This window comes from Rhodovulum euryhalinum, from assembly GCF_004342445.1.
In the GTDB taxonomy this organism is placed as follows: Bacteria; Pseudomonadota; Alphaproteobacteria; order Rhodobacterales; family Rhodobacteraceae; genus Rhodovulum; species Rhodovulum euryhalinum.
The window spans coordinates 22,782-45,312 of record NZ_SLWW01000008.1; the positions used below are offsets into that span (position 1 = coordinate 22,782).

Annotated in this window: 19 protein-coding genes; 6 read left to right on the forward strand and 13 right to left on the reverse strand. The window is 68.7% G+C overall.

The window, feature by feature from the left end; genetic code table 11:
• Window positions 1-96 precede the first annotated feature (96 nt).
• Both EV655_RS10730 and EV655_RS10735 read left to right on the forward strand, forming a co-directional pair.
• Window positions 97-2,160 carry a hydantoinase/oxoprolinase family protein gene (locus EV655_RS10730; protein WP_132544670.1) on the forward strand — a complete coding sequence of 688 codons (2,064 nt, stop codon included), beginning with the start codon at window positions 97-99 and terminating at the stop codon, window positions 2,158-2,160.
• Window positions 2,153-3,922 carry a hydantoinase B/oxoprolinase family protein gene (locus tag EV655_RS10735; protein WP_132544672.1) on the forward strand — a complete coding sequence of 590 codons (1,770 nt, stop codon included), beginning with the start codon at window positions 2,153-2,155 and terminating at the stop codon, window positions 3,920-3,922. The genes EV655_RS10730 and EV655_RS10735 overlap by 8 nt, the downstream gene beginning before the upstream one ends.
• Here the strand turns inward: EV655_RS10735 and EV655_RS10740 are convergent.
• From EV655_RS10740 to puuE, 10 genes are all read right to left on the reverse strand, one after another.
• Window positions 3,919-4,116, reverse strand: a complete 198-nt coding sequence (locus tag EV655_RS10740) for a hypothetical protein (protein WP_132544674.1) — start codon at window positions 4,114-4,116, stop codon at window positions 3,919-3,921. The two genes, EV655_RS10735 and EV655_RS10740, sit on opposite strands and share 4 nt — an antisense overlap.
• A 44-nt stretch (window positions 4,117-4,160) precedes the next feature.
• Window positions 4,161-5,636 carry a peptidoglycan-binding domain-containing protein gene (locus EV655_RS10745; protein ID WP_207901953.1) on the reverse strand — a complete coding sequence of 492 codons (1,476 nt, stop codon included), beginning with the start codon at window positions 5,634-5,636 and terminating at the stop codon, window positions 4,161-4,163.
• Window positions 5,615-7,387, reverse strand: a complete 1,773-nt coding sequence (locus EV655_RS10750; RefSeq protein WP_165905325.1) for a S1 family peptidase — start codon at window positions 7,385-7,387, stop codon at window positions 5,615-5,617. The genes EV655_RS10745 and EV655_RS10750 overlap by 22 nt, the downstream gene beginning before the upstream one ends.
• A complete protein-coding gene (locus EV655_RS10755) occupies window positions 7,380-8,303 on the reverse strand; it encodes a S1 family peptidase (protein ID WP_132544678.1) in 924 nt (307 codons plus the stop codon). The genes EV655_RS10750 and EV655_RS10755 overlap by 8 nt, the downstream gene beginning before the upstream one ends.
• A gap of 5 nt (window positions 8,304-8,308) precedes the next feature.
• Window positions 8,309-10,219, reverse strand: coding sequence for a trypsin-like serine protease (locus EV655_RS10760; RefSeq protein WP_207901954.1), 1,911 nt, complete (start codon window positions 10,217-10,219; stop codon window positions 8,309-8,311).
• 117 nt (window positions 10,220-10,336) lie between these two features.
• Complete coding sequence (locus EV655_RS10765; RefSeq protein WP_132544680.1) at window positions 10,337-11,149, reverse strand: hypothetical protein; 813 nt, start codon at window positions 11,147-11,149, stop codon at window positions 10,337-10,339.
• A gap of 128 nt (window positions 11,150-11,277) precedes the next feature.
• Entirely contained in the window at window positions 11,278-12,711 is a 1,434-nt protein-coding gene (locus tag EV655_RS10770) for a uracil-xanthine permease family protein (RefSeq protein ID WP_132544682.1), read from the reverse strand.
• A gap of 31 nt (window positions 12,712-12,742) precedes the next feature.
• The gene (locus EV655_RS10775; RefSeq protein ID WP_132544684.1) at window positions 12,743-13,222 is read right to left on the reverse strand and encodes an ureidoglycolate lyase; all 480 of its coding nucleotides are present in this window, start codon (window positions 13,220-13,222) and stop codon (window positions 12,743-12,745) included.
• Entirely contained in the window at window positions 13,219-14,049 is an 831-nt protein-coding gene (locus EV655_RS10780; protein ID WP_132544686.1) for a bifunctional allantoicase/(S)-ureidoglycine aminohydrolase, read from the reverse strand. The genes EV655_RS10775 and EV655_RS10780 overlap by 4 nt, the downstream gene beginning before the upstream one ends.
• On the reverse strand, window positions 14,046-15,464 hold the full coding sequence (gene puuE / locus EV655_RS10785; RefSeq protein ID WP_132544688.1) for an allantoinase PuuE: 1,419 nt from the start codon (window positions 15,462-15,464) through the stop codon (window positions 14,046-14,048). Before puuE ends, EV655_RS10780 begins: the two co-directional genes overlap by 4 nt.
• A 146-nt stretch (window positions 15,465-15,610) precedes the next feature.
• On the opposite strand from puuE, the gene uraH reads away from it, so the two are divergent.
• A complete protein-coding gene (gene uraH / locus EV655_RS10790) occupies window positions 15,611-15,955 on the forward strand; it encodes a hydroxyisourate hydrolase (protein ID WP_132544690.1) in 345 nt (114 codons plus the stop codon).
• Here uraH and EV655_RS10795 read toward each other — a convergent pair.
• The gene (locus EV655_RS10795; RefSeq protein WP_132544692.1) at window positions 15,940-16,872 is read right to left on the reverse strand and encodes a LysR family transcriptional regulator; all 933 of its coding nucleotides are present in this window, start codon (window positions 16,870-16,872) and stop codon (window positions 15,940-15,942) included. The genes uraH and EV655_RS10795 overlap by 16 nt on opposite strands.
• Window positions 16,873-16,976: 104 nt before the next feature.
• Between EV655_RS10795 and EV655_RS10800 the strand changes: the two genes are divergently transcribed.
• Entirely contained in the window at window positions 16,977-18,230 is a 1,254-nt protein-coding gene (locus EV655_RS10800) for a urate hydroxylase PuuD (RefSeq protein WP_132544694.1), read from the forward strand.
• Between the two features lie 141 nt (window positions 18,231-18,371).
• Here EV655_RS10800 and EV655_RS10805 read toward each other — a convergent pair whose 3' ends face one another.
• Together EV655_RS10805 and EV655_RS10810 are read right to left on the reverse strand one after the other, a co-directional pair.
• The gene (locus tag EV655_RS10805; RefSeq protein WP_132544696.1) at window positions 18,372-19,199 is read right to left on the reverse strand and encodes a GNAT family N-acetyltransferase; all 828 of its coding nucleotides are present in this window, start codon (window positions 19,197-19,199) and stop codon (window positions 18,372-18,374) included.
• A complete protein-coding gene (locus EV655_RS10810; RefSeq protein ID WP_424511315.1) occupies window positions 19,196-19,888 on the reverse strand; it encodes a GntR family transcriptional regulator in 693 nt (230 codons plus the stop codon). The genes EV655_RS10805 and EV655_RS10810 overlap by 4 nt, the downstream gene beginning before the upstream one ends.
• A 257-nt stretch (window positions 19,889-20,145) precedes the next feature.
• Between EV655_RS10810 and EV655_RS10815 the strand changes: the two genes are divergently transcribed.
• Both EV655_RS10815 and EV655_RS10820 read left to right on the forward strand, forming a co-directional pair.
• Complete coding sequence (locus tag EV655_RS10815) at window positions 20,146-21,129, forward strand: ABC transporter ATP-binding protein (protein WP_132544700.1); 984 nt, start codon at window positions 20,146-20,148, stop codon at window positions 21,127-21,129.
• A gap of 31 nt (window positions 21,130-21,160) precedes the next feature.
• The gene (locus tag EV655_RS10820) at window positions 21,161-22,435 is read left to right on the forward strand and encodes an ABC transporter substrate-binding protein (RefSeq protein ID WP_132544702.1); all 1,275 of its coding nucleotides are present in this window, start codon (window positions 21,161-21,163) and stop codon (window positions 22,433-22,435) included.
• Window positions 22,436-22,531 lie beyond the last annotated feature (96 nt).

Sequence of the window (22,531 nt, forward strand, 5' to 3'; positions counted from 1 at the left end):
CGGCGGGAGTATTTCACACCAAGAAGAAGCGGGCGCGTTGACTTGCACGGGACGGCAGGAAATCATTTGCATGCGAACGGTTCGGGGAGGCGGCGGATGGGCGAAGCGGAACCCGGCCTGGTGGCAGGGATCGACGTGGGGGGGACCTTCACCGATCTGGTGCTGATGGACCCCGCGACCGGAGCCGTGCGATTGGCCAAGGTGCCGACGACGCCCGCGAATCAGGCCGAAGGCGTGCTGGCGGCGCTGGACGCGGCGGGGGCGGATCTGTCGCGGGTCGATCTGATCGTGCACGGCACGACGACCACCACCAACGCCGTGCTCGAACGCAAGCTGGCGCGCACCGGCATGATCACCACCGCGGGATTTCGCGACGTGCTGGAACTGGGGCGGCGCACCCGGCCAGCGCCTTACGGGATGGTGGGCCGCTTCGTGCCGATCATCCCGCGCGACCTGCGCCTCGAGGTGGCCGAACGGATGGATGCCGCGGGCGATGCCGTCGTCCCGCTGGACGAGGCCGGCGTCGCGGCGGCGGGCCGGGCGCTGCTGGCGGCGGGCTGCGAGTCTGTGGTGGTGCATTTCCTGCACGCCTATGCCAACCCCGCGCATGAGCGGCGGGCGGGCGAGATTCTGGCCGGACTCTGGCCGAACGGGCATGTGACGCTGGGCCATGCGCTGTTGTCCGAGAGCCGCGAGTTCGAACGGGGCGTGACCGCGGCGGTGAACGCCGCCGTCCAGCCCCTGCTGGAACGCTATGTCGCGCGGCTGAGGACAGAGCTGGCGGCGCGCGGCTATGCGGGCGACCTGCTGGTGATGAATGGCAACGGGGGCATGGTCTCGGCCCGGACCGTGGCCCGCGAGGCAGCCAAGACCGTGATGTCGGGCCCCGCCTCGGGGGTGATGGCGGCGGCGCATATCGGGCGGCGCGCGGGCGTTCCCGACCTCATCACCTATGACATGGGCGGCACCTCGACCGATGTGGCGCTGATCCGGGGGGCCGAGCCCCCGGTGTCGAACGAGATCGAGGTGGATTACGCCCTGCCGATCCATGTGCCGATGGTGGATGTGCGCACCGTGGGTGCGGGCGGGGGTTCGATCGCGCGGGTGAACGCCGCCGGATTGCTGGAGGTCGGCCCCGAAAGCGCGGGCGCGGTGCCGGGGCCGATCTGCTATGGCCGGGGCGGGGCCGACCCCACGATTTCCGACGCGAACCTGGTACTGGGGCGGCTCGACCCGGACAAGCTGCCCTCGGCCGCGGGGGGACCGGCGCGGGACGCCGTGGCGGCGGTCTTCGCAGAACGGCTGGGAGCACCGCTGGGGCTGGATGCGGTGGCGGCGGCCGAGGCGGTGATCCGGCTGGCGAACGTGAAGATGGCGGGCGCGATCCGGATGGTGTCGGTGTCGCTGGGGGCCGACCCGCGGGATTTCACCTTGCTGGCCTTCGGGGGGGCCGGGCCGCTGCATGCCTGCGCACTGGCCCGCGAACTGGGCATCCCGCGCGTGCTGGTGCCCGGCCGGCCGGGCATCACCAACGCGCTGGGCTGCGTCGTCGCCGATCTGCGCCACGATTTCGTCACCACGCTGAACATGGCCCTCGACCGGCTGGACGAGGACCGGCTGGCGCAGGTCTTTGCCGGGCAGGCCGCCGAGGGCGCGGCGCTGATCGGGGCCGAAAGGGTGGCGATCCGGGCCGTGCGGCATCGCTTCAGCCTTGACATGCAGTTCATCGGGCAGACGCATCTTCTCCGGGTCGATCTGGACGGGCCCGATGTCGACCGGAACACCCTGCGCCGCAAGTTCGCCGAGGCCTATTTCGCCCGCTTCCGGGTGGATCTGGGCGAGGGGCGCGCGGCGGTCGTCAACGCGAACTGCTCGGTGATCGGGGAACGCGCGGGGCTGGACCTCTCGCGGCTGATCGCGCCCTCGGGCCGCAAGGCGACCCTGGAGGAGGCGCGAACCGGGCAACGCGACTGCCGGTTCGCGGGGCAATGGCACCCGACGCCCGTCTACTGGCGCGACCATCTGCCCGCACGGTTCACGCTGACCGGCCCGGCGATCGTCGAGCAGATGGACTGCACCATCCTGATCGAGCCCGGCGACCGCGTGGAACCCGACGCCGACGGCAACCTGATCGTCACCATCGGAGGCGGCGATGCTTGACCCGATCACGCTGTCAGTGATCCAGGCGGGGCTGATGCAGGTCTGCGACGAGATGGACCTGACGTTTTCGCGCGCCGCGTTCTCGCCGGTGATTGCCGAGGCCAACGACCGTTCGGACGGGATCTATGCCGCCGCGGACGGGGCGCTGATCGCGCAAGGGTCGGGCGGGTTGCCGGTCTTCGTCGGCACGATGCAGTATTCCACCCGCGTCCTGATAGAACGGATCGCGGCGGGGATCACCGCCCCGCCCGAGCCCGGCGACACCTACATCGTCAACGACCCCTATCTGGGCGGCACGCATCTGATGGACGTGCGCTTTGCCCGGCCGTTCTACCGGGATGGCCGCATCTTCTGCTGGCTGTCGAATACCGGGCACTGGCCGGACACGGGCGGCGCGGTGCCGGGGGGGTTCTCGGCGTCCGCCACCAGCGTCGAGCAGGAGGGGCTGCGGCTGCCGCCGGTGAAGCTGTTCAAGCGCGGCGAGATGGACCGGGAGATCTACCAGATCATCTGTTCCAACATCCGCGTCGCTGACCAGCGGATCGGCGATGTCAAGGCACAGGCCGCGGCGCTGTCGGTGGGCGAGGAACGGCTTGCCGCGCTGCTGGATCGCTATGGCGACGACACCGTGCGCGCGGCCATTGCCGAACTGAGAACCCGCGCCGCGCGGCAGATGCGCGCCTTCATCGCCACGATCCCCGAAGGGCCGCACCGCTCCGTCGCCTGGGTCGACAGCGACGGGGTCGTGAACGAACCGCTTGCGATCCGTCTGGCCGTCACCCGGGCGGGCGACGACCTGGTGTTCGACTTCACCGGGTCCTCACCGCCCTGCGCGGGGCCGATGAACTCGGTCGAGGCGACGACGCTGTCCTCGGTCTACCTGGCGATGCGCCACATCTTCCCGGAACTCCCGATCAGCGCGGGCGCGTTCGAGCCGGTGAAGGTTACCGGCCACCGGGGCACCTTTCTCGACGCGCATTATCCGCGCCCCGTCTCGGGCTGCGCCGCCGAGGTCAGCCAACGGATCGCGGAAGCCGTGTTCGCCGCGCTGGTGGACGCCCTGCCCGACCGCGTCACCGCCGCACCCGCGGGCACCTCGGGGAACTTTGCGCTGGGCGGGCACGATCCCGAACGCGGCAGCGACTACGTGATGTACCAGCTTTCAGGCGGCGGCTATGGCGGCAACGCCGACCACGACGGGCTGGCCAACGGCTGTTCGACGATCGGCATTTCCAAGGCGCCGCCGATCGAGATCATGGAGCAGAAATTCCCCGTGCTCTACCGCCACTACCGGCTGCGCGAAGGGTCTGGCGGTGCCGGGCGGCACCGGGGCGGCCTGGGGCTCGACTACGAGGTGGAACTGAGGCGCGGCATGGCGCGGGCAAGCTTCGTGATGGACCACGGACGGTTCGGCCCGCAAGGCGCGCTGGGGGGCGCGGACGGCGCGCCCAACCGGGTCGTCGTCACCCGGAACGGGCACGAGGAAACCCCGGAACACCTGTCCAAGGCGCAGGACATCCCGCTGGCCCCCGGCGACCGGGTGCGGGTGGAAACGCCGGGTGGCGGGGGCTATGGCGATCCGCTGACCCGTGATCCCGAGGCCGTGGCCGAGGATGTGCGCCTCGGCCGTCATACCCGGGACGCAGCGCGCGCGCTCTTCGGAGTCGTGCTGACGGGCGAGCCACCACGGCCCGACCCCGAGGCCACCCGGACCCTGCGCGCCGAACGCACCCGGGGGGCGGCTGATCCGCAGCACGCCTAGTGCGGGCGGCAGTCACAGCCCTCGGGCTGGCCCTTGTCGTCCAGCCGCGGCGAGCAGCATTGCTGGCCGGTGACCGTCGTGCAGCAGAAGGTCTCGCGCCCGGCCACCTTGTGGACGGTTCCCGGGCAGGGCGGCGCCACCGCCGCCGGGTTCGGCGACGAAAGCGCCGCCAGCAACAGAAGAACGGTCGTCATCGCGGCTCCTCCTCAACCATTTCACGCCCCGCCGCCGCCCGGCCCTACTGGGCAAAGCGGCGCGGAAACACGCTTTCGACCAGCCCGCGCAGCGGGTCCAGGTTGACGCCACCGCGCACCGCGCCCTGATCCGACACGGCGGCCGCCAGCGCATCGCCATTGGTCATCCGTTCAAGTGCCTCGATATACGCCTGAACCGCCTCGATCGTGCGCGGGCCGAAAATCCCGTCGACGCGCCCCGCATCGAACCCCGCCGCGTTCAGCAATTCCTGCAACAGCCGCACCGACCGCAGCGAGGCGGGCAGCGGCGCCCCCTCGGGGACCTTGCCGGGATGGTCGAGGATCGTCAGCACCCGCTCGGCGCCAAAGCGGTTCTCGCCGGTCACGAAGGCGGCATAGCGCCCGTCCTCGGCGATCTCGATGGCCTGCGCCGGCGCGGGCAGGTCGAACATGCCACGCTCCACCAGTTTGCCACCGGCATCCACCCCGAAACGCCACACCCGGCGCATCGACGTGCCCGACACGTAGATCTCGGTTCCGTCGCCGCTGGCCGCGAGCAGCCCGAAGCTGCCCGTCCGGCTCTCGCCCTCGGCCGCGCCAAGCTGGGCCAGGTCGATCTCGGTCGAGCGGGCGCGCGAGATCAGCAGTTCGCCACCCGCGACACCGACCTCGAAGAAATAGAGCCGGCCATTGTTCGGCTCAAGCACCAGCACCCCGCGCGAGGGCGCACCGTCCGCCTCGGCGGCGGGGCGCGTGATCACCGCGTGGCGCACCGAGTAGAAGGTCGCGGGCGAGGCCTTCTGTTCGTAGATGTTGGCCACGCGGAAACATTCGGCGCGCGGCGCCTTTTCGTCCGGCCCCGCCATTCGGCCGAATTCCAGCGCCGCGCCTTCGATCGTCGACGAGAAATAGAATACCTGGTCCTCGGCCTCGAACACCGAAAGCTGGGCCGAGGCCCCGCAACTGAGTTCGAAGGTGCGCCGCTCGGTCCCGGGCACGACTTCCGCCAGATCGTCGGGGAGGACGAGCAGCAAAAAGGACACGGGGCTGCCGAAATAGGCCCGGCCCGAGTCGTCGAAATCGACCGAAGAGAACTGGCTGATGCCGACCGCGTTGTCCGGCACCATGTAAAGCCGCACCCAATCCTTGATGCCGGCCTCGGAATCGACCGGGAAGGCAAGGATGCTGCCGCCCAGCAGCAGCAGGCTGTCAGGGTTCCAGCGCTGCCCCGCCAGGAACAGCGCGCCGCGCGGGCTGACCGCAAGATCCGAGGCCAGCGTGTCGAGCTGAAGGCTTGCCTTCAGCGTCAGCGGGAACAGCGACCAGTGCATCAGCCGGCCGTCGGCAATGGCGAACAGCCCGTCCCGCCCGGAATCGAAGGCAAGGCTTTCCACGTTGCGCAGCGAGAAGACCGCATCCGCCTCGGCCGAGGGGGGCGCTTCGGCCGCGCGTTCCTGGGCGGGGACGGGCGCGGCGATCGCCGCGGCCAGCGCGGCCGCTATGAGGGGTCGGAATAGCATGTCTCGTTCTGCTCCAGCCTCGGGTTCTCCGAGCTTAGAAGGTCGCTCATTTGCCGCGCCGGGTCGAGGGCCAGCATGTCGCCGCCCTGCCCGCCGATGCCCGCGCTGTAGACCTTGCACGGCAGGATCACCTGGCTTTCATAGCCCTCATCCTCGTCGAGCGTGGCGTCGATGATCGCGCGCAGCACGATTTCGGGAGTGATTTCGCCGCCATTGCCCGGCGCCACGGTCTCCTTGACGACCTGCAGGTAATACCAGCCGTTCCACGGTTCGAGCTCGCCCGCCTCGCGCCGTGCCTCGGCGGCAAAGAAGTGCTGCTGCACGCTGCTGTCCGGGAAAAGATGGATGTATTGCCCGCTGCTCGACAGCGAGCGCGGGGCCTCGCCCCCGGAACCGCCGCCGGACCGCGCCTCGGCGGCGCGGCCGGCCAGCGGGGCGTGCTCGATCGACTGGCAGGTGCGCACGATCGCGGGGTTGGTGCGGAACCGGTCGTCGAGAAGGGTGTAGAAATCCTTGACCTTGGGCGATTCCGCCAGGGTCGCGTCGCTGCCGACCGCCGGCATGAACATCGGCGTCAGGCAGAACCGCAGCGACTGGCTGAAGATCGGCGCCGATATCTGGCGTTCGTAGGCCAGCGCCATCATCTCCCAGCCGCCCTCGATCCTGGCCGAGAACCGCCAGATCGGCTTGGCCAGTTCTTCATAGATCACGTCCAGCGTCTGCCGGATCGGCGGTCCCTCGAGCGCCGCGGCCAGCGTCCGTTCGAGGCTGGGATCGGTTTCCGGCAGCTCCATGTTCAGGCCTTCGAGCTTGTCCACAAGCCGCTCGACGAACTCGATCTTGCCGGCAAGGCTTTCGACGGTCGTCCGCGACACCGTCATGCCCCCGATGAACGCGTCGCTCAGCGTGTTCAACGTGCTCCAGACCAGGGTCATCGACTGTTCCAGCTCGGCCGAGCGGTCCTTCAGCTCGGCGACCTGCTGGCCCAGCGCATCCAGTTTGCCGGACATCTCGTCGAGGCGGGCCTCGATCTCGGCCGGGCTCAGGCGGTCCGGGTAGCAGCCCTCGGTGTTCTCGGTCAGCCGGAAGGCGGTCGAGGTGATCGCCGCGATCGGGGTGATGCCGTAATAGTCGGGCTCTCCGATCCGGTTGGTCTCGACGCCCGAGACGATGCCGATCAGGCTTTTCTCGTCATCGGCCAGAACCGGGCCGCCGCTCATGCCCTGGGCGAGCAGGCTGTCGGTCTCGATGATGCCATCGGGCGTGGTCTCGGTCGTCGACAGGATGCCGGCGCGGAACGAGGGCTTGTAGCTTCTCGTGCCGTTCGGGAACCCGGCCGCGTAGATCCGCTTGCGGATCATCCGCTCCTGGAGGGGACAGAACCGCAGGAACGGATAATCGTCATCCTGGGAGAATTTAAGCAGCATCACGTCATAGTCGCCCGGCACGCTTTCGGGTTGCAGGACCATGACCCGGGCGTTGTTCGAATCCGCGACGCCCGGGTAGCCCTTGCACACGCTGCGCCTTGGCGCGACATGCGCCGCCGTCAGCACGTGGCCCTCGGCGCTGACCAGCACGCCCGACCCCACCCGCTTGCGGCCCTCGGGATCGGTACATTCGATGTAGACCACGGTATCCGCGATCTCGTCCGCGGCGGCCTGCCCCAGCGGCACCCAGGACAGCAGCCCTCCCAGCAGCACGGCCCCGGACAGCAGGCCAAGCCCGCCGCCCGGCGATGGGGATTCATTCATGGACGATGCACCGCGCCGTTGCGCCATGGGTTCCTCCCCCGAAATTCTCGCCCCTGATGACGTATTCGCCGTCCTGCGGCCAGACGCCGACCTCGTCGCTGGGATGGTTCCATTCGCCCCAGATCGCCTCGATGAAACAGAACCCTTCGTCCTCGTAGACGCCCAGGTGCCTTGGACCGTCCCCGGCTCTCCAGACGGCGATCGACTCTTCGGTTTCGGGGTCGGTCAGGTCGATTTCCCGGTATTCGTGGTAACAGGGCCGCTCGGCCGGGGTCAGGCCGAAGGCGCCCGCGTAAAGCGAGGCCGGCAGGATGCCGTAATAGCTGACCGTGCCGTCGCGCGCGAAATCGGCGCCGACCACCGTGCCCACCAGCCCGGCAAGGTTGCGCGAAAAGACCGGGCCGCCGCTCATGCCCGCGACGGTCTGCCCGTCGGTCTCGAGCACGCCCTGCGCGGTGGGCACCACGGTCGAGAGGATGCCCTCGCGATAGGACGGCACGCCGGTGCGGCTGCCACCGGGGAACCCCGCCACGACGATGCGCTTGCGCACCATCCACGGCTCCAGTTCGCAATAGCCCGCAAAGGCATAGTCCCCCTGGCGCGCAAAGCGCAGCAGGGCCGCGTCGACGCCGGCCGCGAAGGGTTGCAGGATCATCCGCTCGGCATTGTTGGAATCGGCCACGCCAATCTTGCCGCGGCAATCCGCCCCGTCCGGGACCACGTGTTTCGCGGTGAGCACATGGCCCTCGGGACTGACGACGACACCGGTGCCGCGCCGGGTGGTGCCATCCGTGGCGGTACATTCGACGTAGACGATGGTGTCCTCGATGGCATGGGCCGGTGCCGCCAAACATCCTGCCCCGACGGCGGCGCAGAGTGCGCCCCGCCGCACGGTACCCAGGACCGGTTTCCTCATGGGCTCTACTCCGCGATCCATTGGCTGATGCGCTGCATCCGTTCGGGCGTGATCCGGGTGAAGGCGTTGTGGCTTGCCCAGGGTTCTTCGCCGTGCAGCCCGTTGGTATGCACGCCCACGATGGTGGTCCGGTCGTCGCCCAGGAAGACCGGCGAGCCACTGGTGCCGCCATAGGTGTCGTTCAGGTAGAACCCCTTGAGATCCCAGAGAATACGCAGGCTGTCCGTGCTGACCCATTGCCGCCCCGGCGGCGCCATGTCGGCGGCATAGCCCTGCACGATGGTCGCCTCCCCCACCTCGGAGACATCCATGATCCGCACCCCGGCCCAGCCCGTCGCCTCGCCCACCCGGCAGTCGAGCTTCAGCGCCCCGAGGTCGTAATAGCGCGCCTCCTCGGCGTTGAGCGACCCGGTCCAGCCCTGAAGGACAAAGGCGCGCCGCACGCCACATTCGCCAAAGGGCGTCACGGCGCGGTTTCGGCCGGGCAAGACGCGGTAGGCGGAATAGGCCCGCCCGGACAGGGTGCCGCTGTGGATGCAATGGGCCGCGGTCAGCACCGTGTCGGCCGAGACCATCGTGCCCGAGCAAAGGCTGGTGCCGCCGAACCCGTTGTCGAAGAGGATCTGGACGATGGCACGGTCGGGAAAGGTCGTGGTGTCGTTGACCGCGACCCGGTCATCCTCGCCGATCACCGAGAACGGCACCCAGGATTCGGGCGTGACCGAGCGGCCGCCCATCTCGTATTCGGAATACATCGCCGAGGCGTCCGACAGCGCATCCACGATGTCGCGCGGCATCGCGGCCTCGGCAACCATCGCGCCCGTGCCCTCGGACGGCATCAGCAGCACCGCCCCCGATTCCGTCCCGGTACCGCCGCCCATATCGAAGCCGACGGTGGCCTCAGGGTCCGATATTGCGGCAAGCGGCTCGGCACCCTCGTCCTCGTGGCGCCATTCGCGCGGATCGAGCAGCGCGTCCCGCGTGGCCTCGTCCAGCACGCCGGTCTCGGACAGGCCCAGTTCGCGCTGATAGGCCCTGAGCGCGTCGGCCCGTGTGGCCTGGTCGGCCTCGGTGGCCCCCAGATCGCCGGGAAGAACGCCCGAGCGTTCCAGGATATCCTCGAACAGCGCGCTCTCGTCGGCGGCCCCGGTCGTGGCCTCGGCCAGCCCCACCGCCCCTTCGAAGCCCAGCGCCTCTTTGCCCTGGAAGACCTGGGTCCAGGCGCGGTTGAACCAGACCTTGGATTGCTCGTAGCCATGGGCGGCCGGTCCGTTCACCAGCTTGCGCACCCGCAGCCGGTCATGGTCGTCGGCGGCGGCGTTGATGCCCCGCGCGGTCCAGTAGGCGATGGCCGCCTTCAGCCCCTCCTGCGCCTGCCGTGCCAGTTCCGGGTCATCCTCCAGCGGCAGCCCGATCTCGGCGCCACGGGCGCGGAAGTTCGCCCGCCCCGTCAACTGGATGAAGCCCGAGCCGCGATAGCTCCAGCCGTCCTCGGTGTCGCGGCCCCGGTTTCCCAGCCGCGCGCCGTAGACCCAGTTCGCGATCTCGCGCGGCTTGCGGGCGATCTCGCGGGCCTTCGGTTCGGAGATGGTGCGGCGGCTGAAGACCCTGAGCAGCGTCTCGTAGGAATAGTTCATGTTCTCGTCGAGCCGGCCCAGCCCGCCGGTCTCGGTCATCACCTGGGCCATGAAATGCGCCATCCGCAGCGGCGTGGTGATCCCCGCGGCCTCGAACTCGGCGGCGGCCGCGACCATCGCCTCGGCATAGACGTCCTGCGCCTTCGGCGAGATGCGCTTGATGTCCTCGACGGTAAGCGTCAGCGCCCCCTCGGCGCGCGCTGTCGCCGCCCCGACAACGGAACACAGGCTCAGGATCAGCGCCATGGCCAGGCTGCGAACCAGAAGAAAGTGCGTCAAGGCGGCCTCCCACTGTCAAGGGTCCAGCCGACAACAGGGCGCAATCGCTAAATAAAACCTGTTGTTAACCATCGCGCCACGAAGGGCGTCTTGTCAACAGCCACGCGCGGACCGCGCTCAGTCGACCGGCGCGAAGCTCTCGACCACCGCGCCCCCGGCCAGCAGGGGACGTTCCTCCAATCCGGCCGATTCCGTGCCGGTCGCGGACAGCACGCTGCCCAGCATCGCCAGCACCTGGTCATCGCGGATGCCCCAGACCAGATCCTGCCCGGCCAGCGTGATCGTGCCACCATCGCTGGCCGTGACGCTGGATTTCAGCGAGGCGGCCAGTTCCTCGCGCAGGTCAAGCGACACCTCGCCATCGGCATCGGTCCGGCTGGTCGCGGTATAGGTCACGTCGGCCATCAGCGCGGCCTTGATCATGGTCAGCGGCTGGCCCGCGTCGAGACGCATCCGCACCGCCTGGGCGCAGGCCGGATCACGGTTCGCGATGCGGCGAATCACGTCGTCGTCGGACAATTCCAGGACCCGCACGTTGGTCAGCGTGATCCGGATGTCGCGCACCCCCGCAAGCTTGCCCCCCGCCTTGAGCCGCGCAAGCAGCCCCGCATCCAAAACGAGGGTGCGGTTCAGGACCGCCGACAGATCGCTGGAGGCCGAAGGCGAGACCGGGATTTCGGCCAGCGTCAGTCCCAGCGCCTGCTCCGGGCGGCAGACCACGCCCAGCGCGACCGGATCGGTTCCGGTGACCAGCACCAGCGTGCCGGGCAGCGCGCTTTGCGTGGGCGGCTTGAACTCGGTGAACCCGTTGTCGGCAAGGATCTTGCCGATCGTGGCCGACCGCGTCGCGCCGACATAGCCGAACAGGACGTAGCCGCCGATGCCCAGGGCGGCGACCGCGCCCAGCGCGGCGATCGCTTTCCAGTTCATGCGCCGCCCCCTTCCCCCTCGTTACATGGACCGGGCCGAGCCTAGCACATCGCCCGGGCCCGGTCGCCCGCCATCTGCCGGGCTGCGGTGGACGCGGGCGGCTGAAACCGGGCCGCCCGTCCGGGGTTCTAGTCGGCGCGCAGGCTGCCCCGCCCGTGCCCGGCCATGCCGCCCGAGACCTCCTCGGTCGCCTCCGAGGCCAGCTCCTCGGGCAGGACGAGGTTCAGCACGATGGCGATGACGGCGGCCGGCAGGATGCCGCTGGTCATCAGGATTCCCAGCGTCTCGGGCAGGTACTGCACCGCCCTTGGTTCCAGTTGCAGGCCCAGCCCGACCGACAGCGCGATGGCGAAGATCACCATGTTGCGCCGGTTCCAGTTCACATCCGACAGCATCGAGATGCCCGCCGCGACCACCATGCCGAACATCACGATCACGCCGCCGCCCAGCACCTCGATCGGGATCGTGCTGATGATCGCGCCGACCTTGGGCACCAGCCCGCAGACGATCAGGAAGAGCGCGCCGATGGTCACCACGTGGCGGCTCATCACGCCGGTCATGGCGATCAGCCCGACATTCTGGCTGAAGGACGTGTTGGGCAACGCGCCGAACGCGCCCGCCACCGCGGTGCCCAGACCGTCGGCATAGGTCGCCCCTGCGATCTCACGGTCGCTCGCCTCGCGGCCTGCGCCGCCCTTGCAGATCCCCGAGACGTCGCCCACGGTTTCCACCGCCGAGACGAAGGCCATGAGGCAGAACCCGATCACCGCGGCGATCGAGAACTCGAAGCCGTACTTGAACGGCAGGGGCAGTTCCAGGGGCGCGGCGCGGCCAAAGCTCGTGGCGATGCCGTCGACCGTCACCATGCCCATTACAAGCGCATAGAGATAGCCCGCCAGGATGCCGACCGCGACCGCCGACACCGAGATCAGCCCGCGCGCATAGAACTTGAGCCCCAGCGTGACGAAGACAACGACCAGCGCCGCCGACCAGTTCAGCAGGCTGCCGTATTCCGGCTTGTCCATCGCCGGAACCCCGCCCGCGGCATACTGGATGCCGACCTTGACCAGCGCGAGCCCGATCATGGTGATGACAAGCCCGGTGACAAGCGGCGGCAGCGCGAACCGGATCCGGCCGATCACCGTCCCGAGCAGCGCGTGAAAGAGCCCGCCGAGGAAGACGCCGGTGAACAGCGCAGGCAAGGCGTCCACGCCCTTGCCTGCCACCAGCGGGATCATGATCGGGATGAAGGCGAAGGACGTGCCCTGCACGATCGGCAGCCGCGCGCCGACGGGGCCCATGCCGATGGTCTGGAACAGCGTGGCGATCCCGGCGAACAGCATCGACATCTGGATCATGTAGGTCATGTCCGGAAAGCCCTGCGCGCCCGCGTCCGACCCGAAGCCGAAGCCCGCCGCGCCCGCCACGATGATCGCGGGCGTCACGTTCGAGACGAACATCGCCAGCACGTGCTGGATGCCGAGCGGCACAGCCTTGTGCAGCGCGGGCATATAGTTCGGATCGCGCAGCTGTTCCGGCGTTCCGAGGGAACTGTCTGCCATGGTCTTCTCCCTGTTATGGGGGTCGCCGCGGTCAGGCGGTGACCCGGATGGGCCGGCTCAGGCGGTGCTCCTCCAGGTTTCCTCCCGCACCGATGCGGTCGAGGACCGCAAAGAGGCCGGAGCCGGCAATCGGGCACAGAACGCCATGCCAGGTGTTCCGTGCGATGTTCACGCATTGGTGATCCCCGGCAACGAAGGCCAGGGGCGTTCCCGGCGCCCCGCCCGCATCTGCCGCGACAATGACCAGAAATCGGCTGCCCTGCATCGGAATGAAGCACTGCGAGCCCAGCGGGTGGCGTTCCAGCAGCGTACAGTCGTAGGGCAGCGCCCGGATCTCGGCCTGAAAGAGGCTGAGCCCGGGGCGGCCGTCCACGATATCGAGCGTGGCAAGGTCGGTGAACCGGCGGCAGAACCCCTCGTTGATCGTGACGAAGGCGCCGCCGGTCTCGATCACCTCGCCGAAGGGCGCGAAGGCCTCTGCGGTCAGGGGGCGGGCCGCCAGCACGCTCATCCGAGCGGCGCGAGCGCCGGGTGGCGGTTCACGTCCTTGTAAAGCAGGTAGCGGAACCGCCCCGGCCCGCCCGCGTAACAGGCCTGCGGGCAGAACGCGCGCAGCCACATGTAGTCGCCCGCCTCGACCTCGACCCAGTCGCGGTTCAGCCGGTAGACGGCCTTGCCCTCCAGCACGTAGAGCCCGTGCTCCATCACGTGGGTTTCCTCGAAAGGGATCGAGGCGCCGGGCTGCAGCGTGACGATGTTCACATGCATGTCGTGGCGCAGGTCGTCCGGGTCCACGAACCGCGTGGTGGCCCAGCGCCCGTCCGTGCCGGGCATGGCGACGGGGTCGGTGTCGGTGTCGCTGGCGAACAGGGGCTCGGGCGCGTCGATCCCCTCGACCGCGTGATACCGCTTGCGCACCCAATGGAATCGCGCCGGGGCCTCGCCCAGGGCGCGCAGCCGCCAGCCGCACCCGGGCGGCAGGTAGGCATAGCCGCCCGCCTCGACCAGATGGGCGATCTCGTCGAAGGCGATCTCGACGGCGCCCTCGGTGACGAAGATCACCGCCTGCGCGCTTGCGTCGGGCTCGGGCCGGTCGCTGCCGCCGCCCGGCGCCACCTCCATCACGTAATGGGCAAAGGTTTCCGAAAAGCCGGTCATGGGCCGCGCGATGATCCAGGCGCGCGTGCCCTCCCAGAACGGCAGCGCCGAGGTCACGATATCGCGCATCACGCCGCGCGGGATGACCGCATAGGCCTCGGTGAAGACGGCGCGCTGGGTGTGCAACGCCTCCTGTCCCGGCAGGCCGCCGCGGGGCGCGAAATAGGTCGGATGGGTCATTCGGGCAGCATCTCTTTCAGGCGGTGAAGGGCGATCCGTTCGACCTGGGCGCAGGCCTCGGCGAACTCGGCCTCGGCGTCGTTCCCGAGCCGCCGCTCGAAGGCGGCGAGGATCGAGGCCTTGTCGTGGTCGCGGACCGCGATGATGAAGGGAAAGCCGAAGCGGCCCGTGTAGAGGGCGTTCAGGTCCTCGAACCGCGCGCGCTCGGCATCGGTCAGCGCGTCCAGCCCGGCCGAGGCCTGCTCGGCGGTCGATTCGGCGGTCAGCCGTTTCGCCTGCGCCAGTTTCCCGGCCAGATCCGGGTGGGCCTTGAGCACCGTCAGCCGGTCCTCGGCGTCGGCCAGGCGGAACACGCGGGCCAGCGCGTTGTGCAGGCCCGCCGCGCAGTCATGCGCCGGACCCAGTTCCAGCCCGTGCGCCTTTTCCGCGATCCAGGGCGAATGTTCGAACACGCCGCCGAACCGCGCGACAAAGGTCTCGCGGTCCATCCCGGAGGGGCGCTCCCACGCGGTTGGCGGATGGGTCGCGGCCCAGTGGCGCGCGATGTCGATGCGGCGGGCGATCCACACGTCGTCATGCCCCGCCACGTAATCCAGAAACCGCCGCAGCGACTGCGCCCGGCCCGGCCGCCCGACCAGACGGCAATGCAGGCCCACCGACATCATCCTGGGCGCCCCCGCCCGACCTTCCTCCAGCAGCAGATCGAAACTGTCCTTGAGATAGGCGAAGAACTGGTCGCCCGAGTTGAAGCCCTGCGGCGTGGCGAACCGCATGTCGTTGGCGTCCAGCGTATAGGGCACGACCAGCTGGTGGCGGCTTCCAAACCTCATCCAGAATGGCAACTCGTCGGCGTAACTGTCTGCCACGTAATCGAAACCGCCATCTTCCGCGATCAGGCGCACGGTGTTCATCGAGCAGCGCCCGGTATACCAGCCGCGCGGGGCCTCGCCGGTGACGGCCTGGTGCAGGCGCTTCGCCTCGTCGATATCGGCGCGCTCGGCGGCCTCGGAAGAGTCCTTGTACTCGATCCATTTCAGCCCGTGACTGGCGATCTCCCAGCCCGCCGCCTGCATCGCCGCGACCTGTTCGGGCCCGCGCGCCAGCGCGGTGGCGACGCCGTAGACCGTGACCGGCATCGCGCGTTCGGTGAACAGGCGATGCAGCCGCCAGAACCCCGCCCGCGCGCCGTAGTCGTAGATCGTCTCCATGTTCCAGTGGCGCTGGCCCTGCCACGCCTGCGCGCCGACGATCTCGGACAGGAAGGCCTCGGAGGCCTCGTCGCCATGGAGGATGCAGTTCTCGCCGCCCTCCTCGTAGTTGATGACGAATTGCAGGGCGAGTTTCGCGCCGCCCGGCCATTTCGGATCGGGGGGCGTGGCCCCGTATCCCCTGAGATCGCGCGGATATCTGTTCATCGGTCCTCCGGAACGCATCACTTTCGCATAATCCAATAAGACCCGCGGCGTCTTTCAAGGAAATCCTGAAAGTGTTTCGGGCCACGGGGCGTTTATACTGCCGACAGGCTCGGGCATGACCGGGAAAACGGCAAAGGAGGCGCAGCGTGCCCGGATATCTCACGACCCATGTGCTCGACACCGCCCGCGGCTGCCCGGCCGAGGGGCTGCGGATCGAGCTTTTCCGGCTGGCGGGCGAGGCCCGGACGCGGCTGGCCGAGACGCGCACCAATGCCGACGGACGGACCGATGCGCCGATCCTGCCGCAGGGCGACTTCGCGCCCGGCACCTATGAACTGGTGTTCCATGCGGGCGACTACCTGCGCGGGATTGGTCTGGCCGCCGATTTCCTCGACGTGATCCCGCTTCGGTTCACCATGGCCGAGGCCGACCACTACCACGTGCCGCTGCTGCTCTCGCCCTACGGCTATTCGACCTACCGCGGCAGCTGATAGACCTGCTCGCGCGCGCGCAACGCGGCCTTGATCCGGTCGGCCATGAACTCGATGAACAGGCGGCTTTTCGGGTCCTGGTTGCGCTTGTGCGGGAACAGGCAGGCCAGGTGCGCGTCGGGGGGCGGGGTCGATTCGCAGACCGGCACCAACGCGCCCGAGGCCAGGTGCTCGGCCACGTCGAACACCGGCTTCATCACGATCCCGCGCCCGTCCAGCGCCCATTCGGTCAGCACATCGCCATCGTCGCAGGCATAGGGCCCCTTCACGTCGAACTTCTGCGCCCCCTCGGGCGTGCGCAGGGTCCAGCGGAATTCGGTCGAGCCGGGAAAGCGCAACAGCAGGCAGTCATGCGCCTCGGCCACCAGGTCCGCCCCCGTCCGCGGCATGCCCCGGCGCGCGACATAGGCGGGTGCCGCGCACAGCACCCGCGGGCAATCGCCCAGCATCCGCACCCGCAGCCCCGAATCCGGCAGATCGCCCAGCGCGAAACTGACGTCCAGCCCTTCGCCCGTGACATCCACCCGGCGGTCGGACAGCCGCAACCGCACATGCACGTCGGGGTACTTCTCGTGGAACTGCGTCACGTTGGGCGCGATCAGCCGCCGCCCCACCCCCAGGGGCGCCGAGACGAAGATCGAGCCTCGCGGGTTCAGCGTCACCTCGTGCACCGCCGCCTCGGCCTCTTCCAGCGCCTCCAGCACCTTCACCGCCTTGGGATAGTAGATCCGCCCCTGTTCCGTGGGCTGGATCGACCGCGTGGTGCGGGTGAACAGCCGGATCCCCAGGTGCCGCTCCAGTTCGGCAATGCGCGAGGAGGCCACCGCCGCCGACACCTGCAGATCGCGCGCCGCCGCCGACATGTTCTCCAGTTCGTAGACGCGCACGAACATGCGGATATTGTTGAGACTGGTCATGGCCGGATTGTTCGGGTCTTTTTGAAACTGATCGGCGGTTTCAGGAATTATCAGAAAGCCCGGGGCCCGTATAGCTTGCCCGAAGGACCGCAAGGAGACCCGAGATGTTCGACACCGCGATGATCCTCGACTGGCTGGAATTCGCCGTCCGCTGGCTGCATGTCATCACCGGCATCGCCTGGATCGGCTCGTCCTTCTATTTCATCGCGCTCGACCTCGGCCTGACGAAGGCCGCCAACATGCCCCGGGGCGTTCTCGGCGAGGAATGGCAGGTGCATGGCGGCGGCTTCTACCACATCCGGAAATACACCGTGGCCCCCGACCACATGCCCGAGCACCTGACCTGGTTCAAATGGGAGGCCTACTGGACCTGGATCTCGGGCTTCGCGCTGCTGGCGCTGGTCTACTGGGTCGGCGCCGAGCTTTACCTCATCGACTACACCAGGATGGAGCTGACGCAGTGGCAAGCGATCGCCATCTCGGCCGCCTCGCTGGCGCTGGGCTGGGTGCTCTACGACCTGCTCTGCCGCAGTCCGCTGGGCAAGCAGCCCACCACGCTCATGCTGATCCTCTTCGCCATTCTGGTCTCGATGTCATGGGCTTACACCCAGGTCTTCACGGGGCGCGCGGCGCTTTTGCACCTCGGCGCCTTCACCGGCACGATCATGGTGGCCAACGTCTTCCTCGTCATCATGCCGAACCAGCGCGTGGTGGTGGCCGACCTCAAGGCCGGCCGCACCCCGGACCCGAAATACGGGGAAATCGCCAAGCTGCGGTCGATGCACAACAACTACCTGACGCTGCCGGTGATCTTCCTGATGCTGTCGAACCACTACCCGCTGGCCTTCGCCACCGACTACAACTGGATCATCGCCAGCCTCGTCTTCCTGATGGGCGTCACGATCCGGCACTATTTCAACACGATGCACGCCCGCCAGGGCCGCCCGAACTGGACCTGGGGCGCCACCGCGGCGGTGTTCCTCGCGATCGTGGCGCTGTCGGCCGCGCCAATGCTCACAACCGCAGAACCCGCCGAAGAGGCCGCCCTGCCCGCCCACCTCGCGCCCGCCGTCGCCGCCGCAGGCTTCGACGAGGTGCGCGAGATCGTGGCCACCCGCTGCGCGATGTGCCACGCGGCCGAGCCGCTCTGGCCCGGGCTGGCCACCGCGCCGAAACGGGTACAGCTTGAAACCGATGCCGAGATCGCGGCCGAGGCCAAACGTATCTACCTGCAGGCGGGCGTCACCCATGCCATGCCCCCCGGCAACATCATGATGATCGAGCAGGCCGAGCGCGCCCGGATCGTCGCATGGTATCGCGAGATCGGCACCGCCCGGCAGATGGCGCGGGCGGAGTAGGGCCGCAGCGCGTATCCGCCCTTCTTCTTGGTCCAAATACTCCAAGGGTAGCCATTGGCGCGCCATTGGTCCAAGCGACAATGGCGACGGGCAGAGCCCCCGGCCGGTCGCCCCGGCGTCAGCCGGGGCGAAACCCGCCCCCTAGCCCAGTTCCAGCGTCGCCACCGCCGAGACCACGCCGCCCCCCACCGGCGCAGGCCCCTTGTACATCCGGGCGGTCTCGAAAACCGGTGACAGGCCCAGGGCCGCGCAATGGGCGGCAAGCCAGCGGTCACCCTCGGGCACGTCGATCATCGCGCGGGCCTCTCCGGCCAGGACGCCCGCCGCCTCGATCAGCGCCGCGGCGACGGGCTCGGTCCGGGCGACCAGCGGGCCGATCTTGACCCCCTCGCGGCATGTGCGGACGGTGACAAGGCCCGCGATCTCGCCATCCTTGCGCGCAACCAGTGTCTTGCGCGTCGACGTATCGGCCAGCCAGGCGCCCAGGAAACGCGGCTTTTCATAGCCCGTCGCGCGCGCCTCCAGCGCGATCAGCGCGGGCCGGTCGCGCGCCGCCGCCGGACCGATCCCGGCATGGAACGCGCCGGGCAGGACGCCCGCGTGGCGCGTCGTGCAGCCGGCCCGCGCAAAGCCGGACCTGGCGTAGTTGGCCTGCTGCGCCGCCACCCCGTCCAGACCCACGGTACGCGTCCCGGCATGGTCCAGTGCGTGGCGCCACAGCGCATGGCCGATCCCCCGCCCGCGATGGTCGGGGTGGCAGATGTAAAGCCCCAGAAAGGCCACCGCATCGGTGTGGTTCACCACCGAGATCGCGGCGACCACCTGTCCGTCCGCCTCGGCCACAAAGAACCCCGCGGGGTCGGTGGCGTGGAACGGGCCGGCATCCTCCAGCCCCGGGTTCCAGCCCTCGTCCGCCGCCCAGCCAAGAACGCGGTCAAGCTCGTCCCGGGTCATCTGCCGCATCTTCATTCGCCGCCCAGCGCCTCCTTCAGTGAACGCGGCTGGGCCGGTGCCTCGCGCAGGTCGAGCGAGGACAGCAGGTCCAGCAGGTGCCCCTTCATCAGGTCTTCGGCCAGGGGCCCGTCGCCCTCGGCCAGCGCCTTGACCAACGCGTCATGGGCGTGGCTTTCGCACAGCGCATTGCGGCGCCGCCAGTACAGCGCGATCACCAGCGAGGAACGCGACACCAGTTGCCCGATGAACTCGGCGATGGTGGCCTGGTCGGCGATCCGCGCGATATCCAGGTGAAACTGCCCCGAAAGGCGCAGCGCCTGCCCGTCGCGCCCTTCGGCCAGCGCCGCGTGTTCCTCGGCGATGTGGCGGCGCAGGATCGCGATGTCCGCGGGCGTGGCACGCTCGGCCGCGGACCGGGCAGTACGCGGTTCCAGCAGCGCGCGCGCCTCGAACACCTCGCGCGCCTCGCGCACCGAAGGCTGCGCGACGAAGGCGCCGCGGTGCGGCTCGATCATCACCAGCTGGTCGTGGGAAAGCTGCTGGAGCGCGGCGCGCACGATGGTCCGGCTGACGCCGAAGATCTCGCCCACCTCGTCCTCGCTCAGCTTCATGCCGGGTCCCAGGCGGTGTTCATGGATCGCACGGGTCAGGCTGTCGGCCACCTCGCGGGCGCGGGGCGCGCGCCGTCCGTTCTTTCCGGCAATGGTCCTGACCTCGTTCACACCAGCACTCCGTATCCGGGCCCGTTCTGGCGGAACTCTCGCCGCTTCTCAAGATTCGGAAAAATCCGATCCGGGCGGCAACAAGATCGTATACAATAGATGATTGATCGTGAGACAACTCTGTTCACGCCTGCTCAATCCTTGGGCAGTTCGACGGAATCCGCGTCCGGCCGCGCTGCGGCGCATTCCCTCGGGCCGGGTCCGGGCGAAACGTGGGGACGGCTGCTGGGGAAACAGGCATGCGGACAGACCTCGATCTTGAACTCGTCGCCCTGACCAAGCGCTACGGCCAGACCGTGGCGGTGGACAGTATCCACCACCTGTTCCACGCGGGCAGCTATACCTGCCTGCTGGGCCCCTCGGGCTGCGGCAAGTCCTCGACGCTGCGGATGATCGCGGGCCACGAAGAGGTGAGCGACGGCGCCATCGTCCTGGCCGGGCACGACATCTCGCAGCTGCCGCCCGCGCGCCGCGGCACCGCGATGATGTTCCAGAACTACGCGCTGTTCCCGCACCTGTCGGTGATCGACAACGTGGCCTTCAGCCTCAAGATGAAGGGGGTCGACCGCGACACGCGCCGCCGCAAGGCCGGCGAGATGCTGGATCTGGTCCACATGACCGAATTCGCCGGGCGCCTGCCCGCGCAGCTTTCGGGCGGCCAGCAACAGCGCGTGGCGCTGGCCCGCGCGCTGATCACCGATCCGCAGGTGCTGCTGCTGGACGAGCCGCTCTCGGCGCTTGACCCGTTCCTGCGCATCCGCATGCGCGGCGAATTGAAACGGCTGCAACGCGAACTTGGCATCACCTTCGTCCACGTGACCCACGGCCAGGACGAGGCGCTGGCGCTGGCCGACGAGATCGTGGTGATGAACAAGGCCCGGATCGAACAGGCCGGGCCCGCGCGCGAGGTGTTCAACGCGCCCAGAACCGAATTCGTCGCCCGCTTCATGGGGGGGCACAACGTGATCGCCCTGCCCCGCGGCCATTTCGCGATCCGCTCGGACCAGGTGACGGTGACCGCGCCGCAAGCGGGCCAGATCGACGGCCGGGTGACCGGCATCGAGTACCAGGGCGCCAGCGTCGCGCTGACGTTGCTGTGCGCCGGCGACCAGGAAATCACCGCCGTCCTGCCCGAGGACCGGTATTTCGCCAAACCCATCCAGCCCGGCGACGGCGTGGGGCTGAGCTGGGACGAACAGAACCTGCACGCCCTGTCCGCCTGACACAATTCACGTCCAACACGGGAGACCACGAATGACCGACAAGACCGCCGCCGGCCTCAGCCGCCGCAGCCTGCTGAAGGGGGCCGCCGCAGGCGTCGCCGCCAGCGCCTTCCCCGCGCCGATGATCTGGGCGCAGAACATCAAGGACATCACGCTGCGCCAGTTCGGCACGGGTGTCAGCAACCTCAACGAGGTGGCGCAGAAGGTGAAGGAGGATCTGGGCTTCACGCTGGAGATGACCGCGCTGGACAGCGACGCCGTGACCCAGCGCGCCGCGACCCAGCCCAAGTCCTTCGACATCGCCGATATCGAATACTGGATCTGCAAGAAGGTCTGGCCCACCGGCAACCTTCAGGCGATGGATACCTCGAAAATTGCCAACTACGACAAGATCGTGGGCATCTTCCGCGACGGCAAGCTGACCCCCGACTCGACCATCGCGCAGGGCACCGCGCCCCATACCGTGGGCTTCACCTCCGGCCCCGGCGGCACCGATTTCGTGGCCGAGGAATCGGGCTGGATGACGCTGATCCCGACGATCTACAACGCCGACACGCTGGGCATCCGCCCCGACCTGATCGGCCGGCCGATCGAAAGCTGGACGGAACTGCTGAACCCCGAGTTCAAGGGCAAGGCCTCGATCCTGGATATCAGCTCGATCGGCATCATGGACGCCGCGATGGTCTGCGAGGCGATGGGCGAGGTGCAGTACGGCGACAAGGGCAACATGACCCGGGAAGAGATCGACAAGACCATGGCGATCTTCACCGAGGCCAAGAAGGCGGGCCAGTTCCGCGCCTTCTGGAAGACCTTCGACGAAAGCGTGAACCTGATGGCCTCGGGCGAGGTGGTGATCCAGTCGATGTGGTCGCCCGCGATCACGGCCGTCAAGTCGCGCGGCATCCCCTGCGTCTACCAGCCGCTGAAGGAGGGCTATCGGTCCTGGGGCGGCGGGATCGGGCTGTCCGCGAACCTGTCGGGTCTCGCGCTGGATGCGGCCTATGAGTACATCAACTGGTATCTCTCGGGCTGGGTCGGCGGCTTCCTGATGCGGCAGGGCTATTACTCGGCGGTGCCAGAGACGTCCAAGAACTTCATGACCGAGAACGAATGGGGCTACTGGTTCGAGGGCAAGCCCGCCACCGACACCATCACCAACCCGCAGGGCCAGGCCATGGCGCAGGCGGGCGAGACCCGCGACGGCGGATCGTTCCAGGACCGGATGGGTGCCGTGGCCTGCTGGAACGCGGTGATGGACGAGAACCAGTACATGGTCCGCAAGTGGAACGAGTTCATCGCCGCCTGACGGCGTGACAGCCACCGGGCCGGACGGGGCTTCTGACCCTTGCGCCCTCTGGCCTGTTGCCCCTTCCCGTCCGCGGGAAGGGGCCTTCCTCCGGAA

Excerpts from the sequence above, each read along its gene's own strand:
- EV655_RS10755 (WP_132544678.1), bottom strand. The coding sequence starts at position 8,303 with ATGAGGAAACCGGTCCTGGGTACCGTGCGGCGGGGCGCACTCTGCGCC.
- EV655_RS10815 (WP_132544700.1), top strand. The coding sequence starts at position 20,146 with ATGCGGACAGACCTCGATCTTGAACTCGTCGCCCTGACCAAGCGCTAC.
- EV655_RS10770 (WP_132544682.1), bottom strand. The coding sequence starts at position 12,711 with ATGGCAGACAGTTCCCTCGGAACGCCGGAACAGCTGCGCGATCCGAAC.
- puuE (WP_132544688.1), bottom strand. The coding sequence starts at position 15,464 with ATGAACAGATATCCGCGCGATCTCAGGGGATACGGGGCCACGCCCCCC.
- EV655_RS10750 (WP_165905325.1), bottom strand. The coding sequence starts at position 7,387 with ATGAATGAATCCCCATCGCCGGGCGGCGGGCTTGGCCTGCTGTCCGGG.
- EV655_RS10730 (WP_132544670.1), top strand. The coding sequence starts at position 97 with ATGGGCGAAGCGGAACCCGGCCTGGTGGCAGGGATCGACGTGGGGGGG.
- EV655_RS10800 (WP_132544694.1), top strand. The coding sequence starts at position 16,977 with ATGTTCGACACCGCGATGATCCTCGACTGGCTGGAATTCGCCGTCCGC.
- EV655_RS10735 (WP_132544672.1), top strand. The coding sequence starts at position 2,153 with ATGCTTGACCCGATCACGCTGTCAGTGATCCAGGCGGGGCTGATGCAG.
- EV655_RS10775 (WP_132544684.1), bottom strand. The coding sequence starts at position 13,222 with ATGAGCGTGCTGGCGGCCCGCCCCCTGACCGCAGAGGCCTTCGCGCCC.
- EV655_RS10820 (WP_132544702.1), top strand. The coding sequence starts at position 21,161 with ATGACCGACAAGACCGCCGCCGGCCTCAGCCGCCGCAGCCTGCTGAAG.
- EV655_RS10765 (WP_132544680.1), bottom strand. The coding sequence starts at position 11,149 with ATGAACTGGAAAGCGATCGCCGCGCTGGGCGCGGTCGCCGCCCTGGGC.
- EV655_RS10805 (WP_132544696.1), bottom strand. The coding sequence starts at position 19,199 with ATGAAGATGCGGCAGATGACCCGGGACGAGCTTGACCGCGTTCTTGGC.
- EV655_RS10745 (WP_207901953.1), bottom strand. The coding sequence starts at position 5,636 with ATGCTATTCCGACCCCTCATAGCGGCCGCGCTGGCCGCGGCGATCGCC.
- EV655_RS10740 (WP_132544674.1), bottom strand. The coding sequence starts at position 4,116 with ATGACGACCGTTCTTCTGTTGCTGGCGGCGCTTTCGTCGCCGAACCCG.
- EV655_RS10780 (WP_132544686.1), bottom strand. The coding sequence starts at position 14,049 with ATGACCCATCCGACCTATTTCGCGCCCCGCGGCGGCCTGCCGGGACAG.
- EV655_RS10795 (WP_132544692.1), bottom strand. The coding sequence starts at position 16,872 with ATGACCAGTCTCAACAATATCCGCATGTTCGTGCGCGTCTACGAACTG.